This window comes from Stenotrophomonas sp. YJH_SMC_123, from assembly GCF_059368215.1.
Window position 1 is genome coordinate 37,309 of sequence record NZ_JCAFRM010000012.1, and the last position, 14,846, is coordinate 52,154.

The window sequence follows — 14,846 nt, forward strand, 5'->3', positions numbered from 1 at the left end:
GAGGATTCCTGTTCTGGTTGCGGGTAGTGCCGGGCCCGCGTCACTGCGGGCCCTGGGTCAAAGCATGCCGGTCTCGAGCCGCGCCGCCTCGGACATCATGTGCTGGTTCCACGGCGGGTCGAACACCAGGTCGACGTCGGCCTCGGCCACCGTCGGGATCATTTCAAGCTTGCTGCGCACGTCGTCGACCAGGATCTCGCCCATGCCACAGCCCGGTGCGGTCAGGGTCATCTTCACGTCGATCTCGCGCTTGCCTTCGTCCAGATGCTTGATCTCGACTTCATAGACCAGGCCCAGTTCAACGATGTTGACCGGAATCTCCGGGTCGAAGCAGGTGCGCAGCTGCTGCCACACCAGTTGTTCCACCTGCTCATCGGTGGCGTCGGCCGGCAGCTCAAGCGGTGCCGGCGCCTCCTTGCCGATGGCGTCGCCGTCCTTGCCGGCGATGCGGAACAGGTTGCCCTCGACGAACACCGAATAGCTGCCGCCCAGCGCCTGGGTGATGTACCCATAGCTGCCGGCAGGCAGGGTCACGGTATCGCCCTGCGGGACCATCACGGCCTCGCAATCGCGTTCGAAGTGGACAGGTTCGCTGCTACGGGAATACATGGGGACCGATATGGGGCCGTGGCCGCGGCCACGCAAGACGGCATTCTAGCCCAGCCGCCCCGGCACCGCCGGTGCACTGCGGCAAACCACAGTATCCTGTGGGTGATCTTCAGGGAGCTTCGATGTCCTCCATTGCCACGCGTGCCAGGACCGTCACCTGGCTCTGGTCCCTCATGCTGTTGCTGGGTCTGCTTGTTGCTCCCCTCGCCTGGATGGTCCTGGCGCTGATGACCGGCCGACAGGTCGGCTGGATGGCGGTAGTGTCCGCCCTGGAACTGGTGTTCATGCTGCGCCTGGGCACACTGGGCCCGGGCCGGTTGCGCATCGCCCTGGTCGTGCTCGGCACTCTGCTGGTGGCCGCCGTGGCCAACTGGGCCATCGCCAGCGCCTGGATGGGCGGCTCGATCGGTCTGGACCTGTGGGACGCCACCACGCGGATGGGCCCGCACCTGGCCTGGACCCTGATCAACCTGGCCAATGGCGCGATGGAATGGCTGTGGCTGGCCGTGGCCGTGGTCGTCGGCGCCTGGCTGGCGCGCTGAGCGCGTAGATCCACGCCACGCGCGGATGGGGGTCAATGCCGGACGCTGGCCGGCAAAAGCGTGCGGCCCCAGGTCCGCACTACCAGATGCAACCACCACGCGCGGATCCGGTAGTGCCGGCCGCTGGCCGGCAAAAGCGCGCGGCCCCAGGTCCGCACTACCAGATGCAACCACCACGCGCGGATCCGGTAGTGCCGGCCGCTGGCCGGCAAAAGCGTGCGGACCAAGGCCCGCACCTACCAGATGCAACCATCACGCGCGGATCCGGTAGTGCCGGCCGCTGGCCGGCAAAAGCGCGCGGCCCCAGGTCCGCACCTACCAGATGCAGCCGCCACGCGCGGATCCGGTAGTGCCGGCCGCTGGCCGGCAAAGGGGTCAGAGCCCTGTCCTGCGGAAAGGGATCCGACCCCGGTCTTCAATGCCCGCCGTCGAGCGCCTTCAGCTCGCTCACCAGCGAGGCGGCCGCTTCGGCGCCGTCGCCATAGAGCATGCGGGTATTGTCAGCGTAGAACAACGCATTCTCGATACCGGCGAAGCCGGTGCCCTTGCCGCGCTTGATCACCACCACGTTGCGCGCGTTGACCACGTCCAGCACCGGCATGCCGTAGATCGGGCTGGCCGGATCAGTACGCGCGACCGGATTGACCACGTCGTTGGCACCGATCACCAGTACCACGTCGGTGTTGGTGAACTCCGGATTGATGTCATCCATGTCGGCGATCAGGTCGTAGGGCACGCCCGCTTCGGCCAGCAGTACGTTCATGTGCCCGGGCATGCGCCCGGCGACCGGGTGGATGGCGAACTTCACCTTCACCCCGCGCTGGCCCAGCCGCTGCGCCAGTTCCCAGATCTTGTGCTGGGCCTGGGCCACGGCCATGCCGTATCCAGGCACGATCACCACGCGTTCGGCGTAGGCCATCATCGCCGCGACATCCGGGGCTTCGATCGGCTTCTGCGCGCCGCTGATCGCCTGCGCTTCGCCACCAGCACCGCCGCCGAAGTTGGAGAACAGCACGTTGCGGATCGGCCGGTTCATCGCCTTGGCCATCAGCCGGGTCAGCAGGATGCCGGCCGCGCCGACCATCATGCCGGCGATGATCAGCGCCTCGTTGCCCAGCACATAACCTTCGAACGACACTGCCAGGCCGGTGAACGCGTTGTACAGCGAGATCACCACCGGCATGTCGGCACCGCCGATCGGCAGCGTCATCAGCACGCCCAGCGCCAGTGCCAGCACGAAGAAGGCGACGATTGCCCAGGCACTGAGCGTACTGGCCGCGATGATCGCCAGCACCACCACCGCCAGCGCCACCAGCAGGTTCATCACCTGCTGGCCGGGCCAGGTCACGCGCTTGTCCAGGCGTCCATCCAGCTTGGCCCAGGCGATCACCGAGCCGGACAGCGACACCGCGCCGATCGCCGCGCCGACCACCGCCAGCAGCAGCATCGTGCCGGACGGCTGGCGCGCGGCCAGGTCGGCCAGCGCCTGCGCGCTCCAGTGGCTGGTATCGCGGTGGGCCAGGAAGGCATAGCGCAGCAGTTCCACCGCGCCGATCGCCGCCGCCGAGCCACCACCCATGCCGTTGTACAGCGCCACCATCTGCGGCATGTCGGTGATGGCAACCTTGCCGGCCGACCACCAGGCCAGGCCCGCACCCAGCAGCAGTGCCACCAGGATCAACGGCACGTTGTGCAGTTCGGGCAGGAAGAAGGTGGCCGCGGTGGCCAGCAGCATGCCCAGCCCGGCCCAGCGGATGCCGCTGCGCGCGGTCAGCGGCGAGGCCATGCGCTGCAGGCCGAGCAGGAACAGCGTGGCGGCGACCAGGTAGCTGGCCTTGACCAGCCAGTCGAGCAGTTCGACGGTGCTGATGTTCAAGCCTGCGGCTCCTTCGGTTCGTCCTTCCCGCCCCTGGGCGCGCTCGGCTTGAACATTTCCAGCATGCGCGCGGTGACCACGTAGCCACCGGCGGCATTGCCGGCGCCGAGCACCACGGCCAGGAAGCCCAGTACCTTCTCCAGCGGCGTCTGCGCATGCCCCAGTACCACCATCGCGCCGATCAGCACGATGCCGTGGATGAAGTTGGAGCCCGACATCAGCGGGGTATGCAGGATCACCGGCACCCGCGAAATGATCACGTGGCCGGCGATGGCTGCCAGCATGAAGATGTACAGCGCTACGAACCCGTCACTCACCGGCAACGCTCCTGCTCTGTCTTCGTCGGCCCATCATAACCATGGGCTGAACCCGGCGCGCACCCGGCGTCAACCGGAGCGCCGCTCACGCGTTGTCGATGGTGACCCCGAGCGAGGAACCGTACCCTGTGCTGGTGAGCAGCCCCGCCCCCCCGAGCGCCGAGACCGATGCCCTGCCGGCATCGCTGGAGGCATTCCTGGCCAGCGTCGGCCCGCGTGCGTTTCGCTTCGCCGAGGCCGGCCTGCGCCAGCGCGAAGACGCCATGGATGCGGTGCAGGACGCGCTGCTGCGCATGCTGGATTACACCGACAAGCCGGCCGCCGAATGGGCGCCGCTGTTCTGGAGCATCCTGCGCCGCCGGGTGATCGACCTGCAGCGCCGGCGCCGCTTCCGCCTGCCGTTCTGGCGCGACAACCAGGACGCGGAAGGCGGCGAGATCGACTGGGCCGATCCCGGCCCGGACCCGGCACAGGCACATGAGCAGCGCCAGCAGTACCAGCAGCTGGTGGACGCGTTGCGCACCCTGCCCGCCCGCCAGCGCGAGGCCTTCACCCTGCGCGTGCTGCAGGACCTGGACGGGGCCACCACCGCCCGCGCCATGGGCTGCAGCGAAGGCGCGGTAAAAACCCATCTGGCACGCGCCCGGCAGGCGCTGCAGGACTACCTGGAGACCCACCCGTGAACCGCTCCCTGCCTTCCGATGACACCCTGCGCCGCCTGCACGCGCAGTCGCTGCAGGCGCTGGCGCCGGCAACGCTGGCCCGGCTGCGCCAAGCTCGCCACGGCGCCACGGCCACCACCCATCGTGGGCGCTGGCGCTGGTGGCTGGCCAGCGCCTGCTCACTGGTGGTTGCACTGGGCATCGGCCTGCAGTTCACCGGCCATGGCACGCTTGCGGGTCCGCCGCCGGACCCCGTACTTGCTTCAGTGGAAGACAACGGCGCGCTCTACGACGAGAATCCCGATCTGTACCTGTGGCTAGGCGATACCGACCTGGCGATGGAGTAAATCATGTCCCGACTGCTTGCCCTGCCACTGCTGTTGACCCTGGCGCTGCTGCCGGCCGTTCCGGCGCTGGCGCAGAACGCCACGCCCGCCCCTGCCGCACCGGTCGCGCCATTGCCTGCGTGGGAGCAATTGAGCGAATCCCAGCGAGAGTCCCTGCTGGCGCCGCTGCGCGACCGTTGGAACAGCGCTGATGCCGGCCAGCGCCAGCGCATGCTCTCGCACGGCCAGCGCTGGCAATCGATGAGCCCGGAGGAGCGCGACAAGGCCCGCCGCGGCCTGCGCCGCTTCGAGCACATGAGCCCGGAACAGCGTGAACAGGCACGCGCCCTGTTCGGGCAGATGCGCAACATGCCGCCGGCACAGCGCGACGCGCTGCGCGAGCGCTGGTCGCAGATGACGCCGGAGCAGCGCCGGGACTGGGTGCGCGACAACCCGCCGCCGGCGAAGCCGCGGTAAGGCCCCGGGGAACGGGGTCAGAGCCCTTTGCTGACGCAAAGGGATCCGACCCCTGGCAGATTGCGGGAGATCGGGGTCAGATCCCTTTGCCAGAGGCAAAGGGATCTGACCCCACGTCATTCATGCCTGCCAGCGCGTCTTTGCCAGCAGCTCGTCGTCCCAGTCGAAACCGAGCCGCCCCTCGCGCACGAACAGCGCAACGAAGTTGAGCAGGTTGCGCGCATACATCTCACTGGCCTGGGTCGCGCCGCGACTGGCCAGGCCCAGCGGACCATCGATGGTCACGCCCTGGTGTTCGATGCAGTGCCCCGGCTGGGTCAGTGCACAGTTGCCGCCGCTCTCGGCCGCCAGATCGACAATGACGCTGCCGGTGGCCATGCCCTCCACCATCGCGGCGGTCACGATGGTCGGCGCCGGCCGACCGGGTACGGCAGCCGTGCAGATCACCACGTCCACGCTGCGCAGGTGGTCGGCCAGCCGACGCTGCTGCTCGGCGCGCTCCTCGTCGGTCAACGCACGCGCGTAGCCGCCTTCACCGGTCGCGCTCACGCCAAGATCGAGGAAGCGCGCACCCAGTGACTGGATCTGCTCGCGGGTTTCCGGGCGCACATCGAAACCTTCCACCTGTGCACCGAGGCGCCGCGCGGTGGCGATGGCCTGCAGGCCCGCCACGCCGGCACCGATCACCAGCACCTTGGCCGGCCGCACGGTGCCAGCGGCGGTGGTCAGCATCGGGAAGAAGCGCGGCGCGCGTTCGGCGGCAATCAGCGCGGCCTTGTAGCCGGCCATGCCGGCCTGCGAACTGAGTACATCCATCGCCTGCGCGCGGGTGGTGCGCGGCAGCTGCTGCAGCGGGAACAGCTGCAGGCGATCATCGGCCGCCAGCGCGGCCAGCGCCGGATCGTTGGCCGGGGCCAGCAGGCCAACCACGCTGGCACCGGGCCTGAGCTGCTCCAGCACCGTCGCAGGAGGTGCCTGCACGCACAGCAGGATATCGATCTCGGCCCAGCGGCCCGCGTCGAAGACACGTGCGCCGGCGTCGTCATAGGCGGCATCGGTGAAGCCGGCGGCCAGCCCGGCGCCGGCCTCGTACCAGACCGTAATGCCGAGGGCACCGAGCTTGCGCGCGGTTTCCGGTGTCAACGCCACGCGCCGTTCACCCGGCGCGGTCTCCTTGATCCCCAGCAACGCCACGGCCATGCAGGTCCCCGCTGATCGGTGAGTTTTCCCGATCCTAGCAGGCAGCCAGCACTCAGTGCAGGGTGGTGCTGCCCGGGTCGAGGCGGTCGATCACGCCCTGCATGGCGCTGTCGAAGGCGCCATCGTCAACGTGGGCACGCAGGCGGCCGAGCCGCACCATCACCGCCAGCTCTTCTGGCGAGGCCACGCAGAAGCGCACGCCGCGACGGTTGACGAACAGCAGGCGCGAGGAAATCGGGCTGACCCAGGACAGCTTGCCCGCCTGGACCTTGCCGTCCTTGTCGACGAAGTCCAACCAGTTGCCGATTTCCATGCGTCGGAAGCGGTCGGCATCGGCGTTGTCGAAATCGTCGGCATCGATCTGCCCGCTGAGTTCCACCGCTGGCGATTCGGCCACCGGCGGTGCCGGCAGCGCGACCTGCGGCAGCTCGGGCAGCGCGCGCTGCAGTTCCGGCCGCGACTCGGCGATGCCCTGCAACGTGTCGTGCAGGGCGTCGATCGCACCGGTAGCCGCATCGCCGTGCACACCGACGCTGGCAAACACCTTGGCCAGCACCGGCTGCCAGGCCTGCAGCCATGGCTTGCCGACAATCTGCCGGCGTGCCTCGGCCACTTCCTCCAGCAGGCCGTCGCCGAGGCTCAGTGCCTCGGCCACCGACGCGCCTTCTTCGCCCTCGCGCAGCACCGCCAGGGTCAGGTGGTGCTGCCAGGGCTGGCGCAGGAACTCGGCAATGGCCGGCGGAAGGGTGGCATCACCGATGCGACGATCCAGTTCCGCACTGGCCCGGCTGCGGGCCATTTCCAGCTTTTCCTGGCCGCGTTGCGTTTCTGCGGCGCGACGCTCGGCGATTTCCACGCGGCGGCGATGCTGCACCAGGAACTCGCGGAATTCTTCTTCCAGGGTCAGGAAGATCGCCAGGTTTTCGTTGAACTCGGCCACCAGGCGCTCGATGATCTCCTCGACCTTGGCCATCAGCATGCGCTCGGCCTGGCTCTCGCCGGTGTTGCCCTCGCAGGCCTCGGCCAGCGAATTGAGCAGCTTGCGCGCCGGATGGGTCTTCTGCACGAACATGCGGCGGTCGAGCATGGCGACCTTGACGAAAGGCACGACCAGGCGGCCGATCAGTTCGCGCGAGCGGCCTTCCAGTTCACGCTCGTCCAGCATCACGTCGAACAGCATGCCGACCAGGTCGATGGCATCCTCATCCTGCGGGTCCAGCCGGGTCTGGCCCGGATCGACGCCGAGCTGGGTGGCGCTGGACAGCACTTCGCTCTTCAGCCGCTGCGCCAGCGATTCGCCGTCCTCGCCGATGGCTGCACGCAGCGTCGCGCTCGGCGTGGCCTGCAGCAGCGACAGCACCGACATCATTTCGCGCTGGCTGAGCGGGCGCTGCTGGCCGACCGCCACCTGTGCCGCAGACGTGGCGTCCTCACGCACATGGCGGGTCTGCTGCAGCAGTTCGTGCAACGCTTCCAGCAGCATGCCTTGCTGGCCGGCGTAGGCCTCGCCGGCGGCGCCATCATCGCCGCCCAGGTGCTGCTGCATATGCCCGCGGCGCTCGGACCAGCGGGCGGCAAAGCGCTGCGCCCAAGCCGGTGCGGCCTGCTCGTCATCGCTGAACCCCGGATCGACGCCCGCGCCGTGGCGATGCTCGACCAGGTCATCCAGCATCCCGGTCATGCGCGGATCCGGTGCCGGCGGTTGTGGGCGCTGCGGAGCCCCCATCTGCGACATCACGCCGGCTGCGGCCAGCTGCTCGTCCAGCTTCTCGTAGATGCGGCCGACCGGTGCACGCAGGTCGCGCTCGCACAGCTTGATCAGCACCAGATGCACTTCCGGGGCCAGTTCGCAACCGGCAAAGGCCTCGTGGATGGCCACGCCCAGATGTTCGGGGCTGATGGGATTGTGGTCGGCGTCCAGTTCCACGCCGCCGATCAACCGGCCCAGGCGGCGGTCCAGCCGCGCCAGCACCGGCTTGAAGTCACGCAGCAATACAGTGGCGAAATTGCGCACCGCCAACCGCGATTCCAGTACGTGTTCGGCCAGCAGGCTCAGGCCATCCTCGGCCGGCCCCGACAGGGTCGCCTCGGCCGACAGCGGCTCACCGGCCGCCAATGCGGCCCACGCCTGCTGCAGGTGGCCGGCGAAGGCGGCAGCGATCTCCTCACGGCGGCGGCGCAGTTCGCGCATCGCGTCCAGGAACAGCAACTGCGACGAGCCGGCATTGCCGGCGCGGTCGAACAGGGCATCGTCGAATCGCGCCAGTGCGGCCCCGAAGGCCTGGCACAGCGCGGGCAGGACCATGTCCCGGGCAAGCTGGAGCTGGGCCGGGTCACGGCCCGGCGATCCCATCGGTGTGGGCACGCTCATCATTCGGGAAGGCTCCCCACCTTCTCTGGTACGACAGACAGCATGGACATCGCGACGACCGGCACACCCCATGTACCGGAACGTCGATGGTAGGCCGGCCAGCCCGTCACGGACAGTGAAACAGTCCTCACTTCAAACCTCATGACCGGCGGCCCGGCAAGAGGGGTATCGTAAGCCGTGCAAGGCCCACGAGGCGAGGGGAAGCGGCTGTCCGTTTCCCGCCAGTGGCATGATGTTCATCACAGTTTGGTATTCAGGGGCCGGACGCGACACAGACGGCGTCATTGACCACCCCGACTATAATCAAACACCCGTGATGACCGGTTCAGACTCCATGCCCGACCCCGCTGCCCTGCTCGCCCTGGATGCCCGCCGCTCAGTGCCTTCGCGGCAACTGGGCGAGCCCGGCCCGGACCCGGCCACCCTGCAGCGGATGCTGGCCTCGGCCGTGCGCGTGCCCGACCACGGCAAGCGCGTGCCGTTCCGCTTCCTGAAGATCGCCGGCGATGCACGTCACACTCTGGGCGACTTCCTGGCCAAGCGCAGCCGCCAGCGCGACCCGCATGCCGGCGAGGCCGTGTTCGAGAAGGACCGCCAGCGTTTCAGCCACGCCCCGCTGGTGATCGTGGTGGTCGCCAGCCCGCGCCCGGACCCGAAGGTGCCAGAACAGGAACAGCTGATGACCGCCGGCTGCGTCTGCTTCGCCCTGCTGCAGGCCGCGCAGGCGCTTGGCTTCGGCGCACAGTGGCTGACGGCCTGGATGGCCTTCGATCCGGTCGTGCAGGCCCACCTGGGCCTGGTCGAGGGTGAACGCATCGCCGGCTTCATCCACATCGGCACCGCCAAGGCCGACGTGCCCGAGCGCGAGCGCCCCGACCCAGCGACCCTGCTGCAGGACTGGACGCCGCCGGCATGACCCTGCCGGCACCGCCGCCGTCGCTGTACCTGGTCGATGCCAGCATCTACGTGTTCCGCGCCTGGCACTCGCTGCCGGACCAGTTCCAGGACGCGCAGGGCTGGCCGACCAATGCTGTGCACGGCTTCGCCCGCTTCCTGCTGGACCTGCTGGAGCGCGAGCGCCCGCGGCACATCGCCATTGCCTTCGACGAAGCGCTCGACAGCGGCTTCCGCCACCGCCTGTATCCGGCCTACAAGGCCAACCGTGATCCGGCACCGGAAGCGCTCAAGCGCCAGTTCGTGCACTGCAAGGCGCTGTGCGCGGCGTTGGGCCTTGCCGTCCTCGCCCACCACGACTACGAAGCCGACGACCTGATCGGCAGCGCACTGCACGTGCACCGCGGCAGCCATCGCGGGGTGATCATCTCCGCCGACAAGGACCTGTCGCAGCTGCTGCTGGATCACGACGAACAGTGGGACTACGCCCGCAACCAGCGCTGGGACGTGGCCGGCGTGAAGGCACGGCACGGCGTGCACGCGCACCAGATTGCCGATTACCTGGCGCTGTGCGGCGATGCGGTGGACAACATTCCCGGTGTCAGTGGTGTCGGCAGCAAGTCCGCCGCCGTGCTGCTGGCCCATTTCGGCAGCTTGGATGCGCTGTACGAACGCCTGGACGAAGTGCCGTTCCTGCGCCTGCGCGGTGCCGCCCAGATGGCGGTGCGCCTGCGCGAGCAGCGCGAGCACGCCCTGCTCTGGCGCCAGCTGACCACCATCGCGCTGGACGCGCCGCTGGAAGGCAGCCAACCCGGCCTGCTGCGCCAGACCGCCGACCCCGAGCTGCTCGGCGGCCTGTGCCAGACCCTGCGCTTCGGCCCGATGACCCGCCGCCGGCTGTTCGATGCCGCCGGCGTACCCGATATTCTTCCCACCCACAGCGAGCCCGCATGAGCCAGCGCAACACCGAAGCCCCGCGTGTCGTCTATGAAGGCAAGTACCAGCGCATGCTGGTACGCGGCACCTGGGAATACAGCGAACGTACCCATGCCGGTGGCCTGGCCGCGATCATCATCGCGGTGACCCCGGAGGACAAGGTGCTGTTCGTCGAACAGTTCCGCGTGCCGCTGCAGGCCCCCACCATCGAGATGCCGGCCGGCCTGGTCGGCGACATCCACGCCGGCGAATCGATCGAAGTCTCGGCCGTGCGCGAGCTGGAAGAAGAAACCGGCTGGACCGCCGATCACGCCGAAGTGCTGATGATCGGCCCGACGTCCTCCGGCGCCAGCAGCGAGAAGATCGCCTTCGTACGCGCCACCGGCCTGCGCCGGATCGGCGAAGGTGGCGGCGATGACAGCGAAGACATCACCGTGCACGAGATTCCGCGCGCGCAGGCGGCGGCCTGGCTGGTGCAGAAGATGGGCGAAGGCTATGAGCTGGATGCCAAGCTGTGGGCGGGCCTGTGGATGATCGAGCACCACCTGGACGGGCGCCCGCGTGGCTGACGCCGATCTGCACGTACTGCCGGCGCTGCTGGGCGCCGACGACCCGGCGATCTATACCCTCCACCGGCCGCAGGGCGCCTCGCCTTACCTGCTGCTGGCCGATCACGCCGGCCAGCAGGTGCCACGCGCGCTGACCGGGCTCGGCCTGGCCCAGGCCGAGCTGGACCGCCATATCGGCTGGGACATCGGCATCGCCGGCACCACCCGCGCACTGGCCGAACGGCTGGATGCATGGGCGATCGAACAGACCTATTCGCGGCTGCTGATCGACTGCAACCGCCCACTGGCCTCGCCGACGCTGATTCCGGAAGTGAGCGACCACACCGTGGTCCCGGGCAATGCCAGGCTGTCGGCTGCACAGCGGCAGCAGCGCATCGATGCGATCCACGCGCCCTACCATGCGCGCATCGACGCGGAACTGGATGCACGCCGCGATGCCGGCCGCCCCACCCTGCTGGTGATGATGCACAGCTTCACGCCAGTGATGAACGGCACGCAGCGGCCGTGGCACGCCGGCGTGCTGTACCACCAGGACACGCGCTTTGCGCATGCACTGCTGCAGGCACTGCGCGATGAAGGCGACCTGGTGGTGGGTGACAACGAACCGTATTCGGTCAGCAGCACCAGCGACTACGCGGTACCGGTGCACGGCGAAGGGCGCGGCCTGGTGCACGTGGAACTGGAGATCCGCCAGGACCTGATCGCCGATGCCGCCGGGCAGCAGGCGTGGGCGGAGCGGCTGGCGCGGATCTTCAGCGCCTTGCAGCCACAGTTGCTGGCGTTCGGTTGAACGCTCTTGGACCCATCCCGTATCGGTAGTGCCGGCCGCTGGCCGGCAACCTCAATGATCCAACCACCCCGGGGTTGCCGGCCAGCGGCCGGCACCACCGCAGGCGTGGCACATCCACCTACGGCAGCGCCTTCAATCATGCCTCGTTGACCGGGCAGACGGCAGCAGCCGATTCGACCGGCGCCGGGCGCAGGCCCAGCGCGATCACCACGCCGAGCGCGGCGAACAGCGCGGCGCCGTACTGCGCATTGACCATGCCCTGCAGCGCATCAGGGCTGGTTGCCTCCTGCGTGCCGCGCGCGGCGTTGGCCACCATCACCAGTACCGCCAGTCCCAACGCGCCGCCGATCTGCTGTGCGGTGGCGGCCATGCCGGACGCCACACCCTGCTGCGGCCCCGGCACGCCCTGCCCGGCCACGATCCACATCGCCGTCCAGCTCATGCCCTGGCCCACGCTGAGCACCACGATGCCCGGCAGCAGCGGCCAGTAACCGGCGCCATGCGGCATCGCCAGCGCCACCGCAGTGATGCCGATGGCACCGGCCGCGAAGCCCCAGGCCAGCACCTGCCGTGGCGAACGGCGCCGCAGCATGCGTTCGGCAATGCGGATGCCGAAGGTGCACACCACGGTCGGCAGCAGGAAGGCCATGCCGGCCTGCAGCGGGCTCCAGCCGTAACCATCCTGGAAGTAGAGCGCCAGGAAGTAGTACTGCACGCCATAGCTGCTCATGAAGGCGAAGGTCAGGCCGAGTGCCGCGCGCAGGCCGGGCAGGCGCAGCAGCGCAAACTGCATCAGCGGGTCACGGCTGCGCTTTTCGATCTGTACGAACACCGTCAACAGCACGGCTGAAAGCAGCAGGCAGATGAGCGTGGCCCGTGCCGTCCAGCCCCACTCCGGCCCTTGCACCAGGGTGGTGACCAGCAGGCTGCCGCCGGCGGTGACGGTGAGGCAACCGGCCAGATCGAAGGAACGGCCCTGCACACGCGGGCCATCGGCCGGCAACCACGCGCCGGCCGCGACTGCACAGGCGGTGGCCAGCGGAACGATCACCGCCAGCACCGCCGGCCAGCCGAACGCCTGGGTCAGCACGCCACCGAGCAGCGTGCCCAGCGCCAGGCCGACCGCACTGGCCATGCTCCAGATCGCCAGTGCGCGGTTGCGCACCGGGCCTTCCGCATACAACGTGTTGATCAGCGCCAGCGTGGCCGGGAACAGCAACGCGGCACCGATGCCCTGCGCCGCGCGCGCGATGATCAACAGGGTGGCATTCGGCGCCAGCGCGCCGAACAGCGACGCCAGCGCGAACAGCAGCATGCCCAGCCGGTAGAAGCGGCGGCGGCCGATCAGGTCGGCGGCGCGCCCGCCCAGCAGCAGGCTGCCGCCGAACGCCACGGTGTAGGCACTGACTACCCATTGCAGCTGCTGCGCGTTGATCTGCAGCGCGCGGCCCATGTCGTGCAGGGCGACGAAGATGATGGTGGCATCAAGGGCGATGATCAGCTGGGCAGTGGCCAGCAGGGTCAGCGCCCAACGCGGGTACTTGAGGGGAGGCATCGGCGGTCTGGTGCGGTGGGGGAGCGCAGTCTCATTGATGCAACCGAATCAATAAACCCCCTGCCAGCCATATCTGTCATGATTTTCATCATGAATGGAACCTCGATGGACCTCAATGCAGTGCGCATGCTGGTGCAGGTGGCCGAAGCCCGCAGTTTCACCGTCGCCGCCGGGCAGCTGGGCCTGAGCCAGTCCGGCCTGTCGCGCGCGATCGGCCGGCTGGAGGCCACGCTGGGGGTGAAGCTGCTGCAGCGGAACACCCGCAACGTGGCGCTGACCCCGGATGGCCGCCAGTTCGTCGATCAGGTGGCACCGCTGCTGTGTGGCCTGGAGGATGCCGAACGCCAGTTGGCCGACCGTCCCTGCACGCCCGCGGGCACCCTGAAGATCAGCGCGCCCTCGATGTTCGGGCGCAAGGTGCTGGTACCGCTGCTGGCGCCGTTGCTGCAACAGCACCCGCAACTGCAGGTGGAGGCCGTGCTCAGTGACCGTCTGGTCGATCTGGTCGAGGAAGGTTTCGATGCCGCCCTGCGCACCGGCGTCATCGCCGACCAGCGCATCGTCGCGCGCCCGCTGCGTCCGCTGCGCTGGGTGACGGTGGCCAGCCCCGCGTATCTGGCCCGCTGTGGCGCACCGGACGATGTGGCCGCGCTGCGGGATCACGCGTGCCTGGCGGTGCGCAACCTGCGCAGTGGCCGGCTGGTGGACTGGCAGTTCCTGCAGGAGGGCCAACTGCGCGACTTCACCCCACCGACGCGGATGGTGTTCGACAGTGGCGATCCGCTGGTGGAAGCGGCCATCGCCGGCATCGGCATCGTGCAGGTGATGGATTTCGCGGTGGCCGACGCGCTGGCTGACGGCCGCCTGCAACGCGTGCTGCAGCCGCTTGAAGGCCGCAGCCGCGCGCTGTCGCTGATCTACCCACCGTCGCGCCAGCACTCGCCAAAGCTGCAGGTGCTGGCCGACGCGTTGCTGGCCGGGGATTGGTAAATCCACGCCATGCGTGGATGAAGGTTTCGGCGGGGTCAGAACCCTTGGCTATCCGGTAGCGCCGGCCGCTGGCCGGCGAGCCACATCGGGCGGCGGCGAAACGGACCGGCAAGGCATTGCCGGCCAGCGGCCGGCACTACCGATCAGGCGAAGCCATCGGTGGCGCGCACCAGCGCGTCCACGTTCTCGGCCTCGAACGCCGAATGGCCCGAGGCCTTGGCTATCCGGTAGCGCCGGCCGCTGGCCGGCGAGCCACATCGGGCGGCGGCGAAACGGACCGGTAAGGCATTGCCGGCCAGCGGCCGGCACTACCGATCAGGCGAAGCTATCGGTGGCGCGCACCAGCGCGTCCACGTTCTCGGCTTCGAACGCCGAATGGCCCGAGGCCTTGGCTATCCGGTAGCGCCGGCCGCTGGCCGGCGAGCCACATCGGGCGGCGGCGAAACGGACCGGTAAGGCATTGCCGGCCAGCGGCCGGCACTACCGATCAGGCGAAGCCATCGGTGGCGCGCACCAGCGCGTCCACGTTCTCGGCCTCGAACGCCGAATGGCCCGAGGCCTTGGCTATCCGGTAGTGCCGGCCGCTGGCCGGCGAGCCACATCGGGCGGCGGCGAAACGGACCGGTGAGGCATTGCCGGCCAGCGGCCGGCACTACCGATCAGGCGAAGCTATCGGTGGCGCGCACCAGCGCGTCCACGTTCTCGGCCTCGAACGCCGAATGGCCCGAGGCC

The 14,846-nt window shown here is 69.0% G+C and carries 15 protein-coding genes; 9 read left to right on the plus strand and 6 right to left on the minus strand.

Annotation, left to right across the window (positions count from 1 at the left end):
- Positions 1-57 precede the first annotated feature (57 nt).
- Entirely contained in the window at positions 58-609 is a 552-nt protein-coding gene (gene sufT, locus AC5P5W_RS19965) for a putative Fe-S cluster assembly protein SufT (protein ID WP_005415385.1), read from the minus strand.
- Between the two features lie 122 nt (positions 610-731).
- Here sufT and AC5P5W_RS19970 point away from each other — a divergent pair, with 122 nt between their 5' ends.
- Entirely contained in the window at positions 732-1,151 is a 420-nt protein-coding gene (locus AC5P5W_RS19970; protein WP_046429036.1) for a hypothetical protein, read from the plus strand.
- Between the two features lie 415 nt (positions 1,152-1,566).
- On the opposite strand, the gene AC5P5W_RS19975 is transcribed toward AC5P5W_RS19970, so the two are convergent.
- Both AC5P5W_RS19975 and AC5P5W_RS19980 read right to left on the minus strand, forming a co-directional pair.
- Positions 1,567-3,027: an NAD(P)(+) transhydrogenase (Re/Si-specific) subunit beta gene (locus AC5P5W_RS19975; protein ID WP_032956961.1), complete on the minus strand. Its 1,461-nt coding sequence runs from the start codon at positions 3,025-3,027 to the stop codon at positions 1,567-1,569.
- The gene (locus AC5P5W_RS19980; protein ID WP_111206815.1) at positions 3,024-3,344 is read right to left on the minus strand and encodes an NAD(P) transhydrogenase subunit alpha part 2; all 321 of its coding nucleotides are present in this window, start codon (positions 3,342-3,344) and stop codon (positions 3,024-3,026) included. The genes AC5P5W_RS19975 and AC5P5W_RS19980 overlap by 4 nt, the downstream gene beginning before the upstream one ends.
- Positions 3,345-3,442: 98 nt before the next feature.
- Between AC5P5W_RS19980 and AC5P5W_RS19985 the strand changes: the two genes are divergently transcribed.
- From AC5P5W_RS19985 to AC5P5W_RS19995, 3 genes are read left to right on the plus strand one after another with little or no spacing between them, the layout of a single operon-like run.
- Positions 3,443-4,027, plus strand: a complete 585-nt coding sequence (locus AC5P5W_RS19985; protein ID WP_080052964.1) for an RNA polymerase sigma factor — start codon at positions 3,443-3,445, stop codon at positions 4,025-4,027.
- Positions 4,024-4,353: a hypothetical protein gene (locus AC5P5W_RS19990; protein ID WP_126411755.1), complete on the plus strand. Its 330-nt coding sequence runs from the start codon at positions 4,024-4,026 to the stop codon at positions 4,351-4,353. Before AC5P5W_RS19985 ends, AC5P5W_RS19990 begins: the two co-directional genes overlap by 4 nt.
- A 3-nt stretch (positions 4,354-4,356) precedes the next feature.
- A complete protein-coding gene (locus tag AC5P5W_RS19995; protein ID WP_014646015.1) occupies positions 4,357-4,809 on the plus strand; it encodes a DUF3106 domain-containing protein in 453 nt (150 codons plus the stop codon).
- Between the two features lie 120 nt (positions 4,810-4,929).
- Here AC5P5W_RS19995 and AC5P5W_RS20000 read toward each other — a convergent pair whose 3' ends face one another.
- Positions 4,930-6,009, minus strand: a complete 1,080-nt coding sequence (locus AC5P5W_RS20000; protein ID WP_069118521.1) for an NAD(P) transhydrogenase subunit alpha — start codon at positions 6,007-6,009, stop codon at positions 4,930-4,932.
- Between the two features lie 52 nt (positions 6,010-6,061).
- On the minus strand, positions 6,062-8,383 hold the full coding sequence (gene pacR, locus AC5P5W_RS20005) for a PacR family protein (protein ID WP_197575544.1): 2,322 nt from the start codon (positions 8,381-8,383) through the stop codon (positions 6,062-6,064).
- A 331-nt stretch (positions 8,384-8,714) separates the two neighbouring features.
- Between pacR and AC5P5W_RS20010 the strand changes: the two genes are divergently transcribed.
- Genes AC5P5W_RS20010 through AC5P5W_RS20025 form a run of 4 tightly spaced genes read left to right on the plus strand, consistent with a single transcriptional unit; the run spans position 8,715 to position 11,569 of the window.
- Complete coding sequence (locus AC5P5W_RS20010) at positions 8,715-9,296, plus strand: nitroreductase family protein (protein WP_014646012.1); 582 nt, start codon at positions 8,715-8,717, stop codon at positions 9,294-9,296.
- Positions 9,293-10,228: a 5'-3' exonuclease gene (locus AC5P5W_RS20015; protein WP_014646011.1), complete on the plus strand. Its 936-nt coding sequence runs from the start codon at positions 9,293-9,295 to the stop codon at positions 10,226-10,228. Before AC5P5W_RS20010 ends, AC5P5W_RS20015 begins: the two co-directional genes overlap by 4 nt.
- Positions 10,225-10,779, plus strand: coding sequence for an NUDIX hydrolase (locus AC5P5W_RS20020; protein WP_024957736.1), 555 nt, complete (start codon positions 10,225-10,227; stop codon positions 10,777-10,779). Before AC5P5W_RS20015 ends, AC5P5W_RS20020 begins: the two co-directional genes overlap by 4 nt.
- Positions 10,772-11,569 (plus strand): N-formylglutamate amidohydrolase, encoded by a 798-nt coding sequence (locus AC5P5W_RS20025; protein WP_014646009.1) that lies wholly within the window; start codon positions 10,772-10,774, stop codon positions 11,567-11,569. Before AC5P5W_RS20020 ends, AC5P5W_RS20025 begins: the two co-directional genes overlap by 8 nt.
- Before the next feature lie 136 nt (positions 11,570-11,705).
- On the opposite strand, the gene AC5P5W_RS20030 is transcribed toward AC5P5W_RS20025, so the two are convergent.
- Complete coding sequence (locus AC5P5W_RS20030; RefSeq protein WP_032956978.1) at positions 11,706-13,124, minus strand: MFS transporter; 1,419 nt, start codon at positions 13,122-13,124, stop codon at positions 11,706-11,708.
- 105 nt (positions 13,125-13,229) lie between these two features.
- Here AC5P5W_RS20030 and AC5P5W_RS20035 point away from each other — a divergent pair, with 105 nt between their 5' ends.
- A complete protein-coding gene (locus AC5P5W_RS20035) occupies positions 13,230-14,114 on the plus strand; it encodes a LysR family transcriptional regulator (RefSeq protein ID WP_014646007.1) in 885 nt (294 codons plus the stop codon).
- The last annotated feature ends 732 nt before the right edge of the window (positions 14,115-14,846 follow it).

What these genes read in the sequence shown, in the direction of transcription:
- AC5P5W_RS20020 (WP_024957736.1), top strand. Translation starts at nt 10,225, where the DNA reads ATGAGCCAGCGCAACACCGAAGCCCCGCGTGTCGTCTATGAAGGCAAG.
- AC5P5W_RS20030 (WP_032956978.1), bottom strand. Translation starts at nt 13,124, where the DNA reads ATGCCTCCCCTCAAGTACCCGCGTTGGGCGCTGACCCTGCTGGCCACT.
- pacR (WP_197575544.1), bottom strand. Translation starts at nt 8,383, where the DNA reads ATGATGAGCGTGCCCACACCGATGGGATCGCCGGGCCGTGACCCGGCC.
- AC5P5W_RS20015 (WP_014646011.1), top strand. Translation starts at nt 9,293, where the DNA reads ATGACCCTGCCGGCACCGCCGCCGTCGCTGTACCTGGTCGATGCCAGC.
- sufT (WP_005415385.1), bottom strand. Translation starts at nt 609, where the DNA reads ATGTATTCCCGTAGCAGCGAACCTGTCCACTTCGAACGCGATTGCGAG.
- AC5P5W_RS19970 (WP_046429036.1), top strand. Translation starts at nt 732, where the DNA reads ATGTCCTCCATTGCCACGCGTGCCAGGACCGTCACCTGGCTCTGGTCC.
- AC5P5W_RS20010 (WP_014646012.1), top strand. Translation starts at nt 8,715, where the DNA reads ATGCCCGACCCCGCTGCCCTGCTCGCCCTGGATGCCCGCCGCTCAGTG.
- AC5P5W_RS19985 (WP_080052964.1), top strand. Translation starts at nt 3,443, where the DNA reads ATGGTGACCCCGAGCGAGGAACCGTACCCTGTGCTGGTGAGCAGCCCC.
- AC5P5W_RS20000 (WP_069118521.1), bottom strand. Translation starts at nt 6,009, where the DNA reads ATGGCCGTGGCGTTGCTGGGGATCAAGGAGACCGCGCCGGGTGAACGG.
- AC5P5W_RS19995 (WP_014646015.1), top strand. Translation starts at nt 4,357, where the DNA reads ATGTCCCGACTGCTTGCCCTGCCACTGCTGTTGACCCTGGCGCTGCTG.
- AC5P5W_RS20035 (WP_014646007.1), top strand. Translation starts at nt 13,230, where the DNA reads ATGGACCTCAATGCAGTGCGCATGCTGGTGCAGGTGGCCGAAGCCCGC.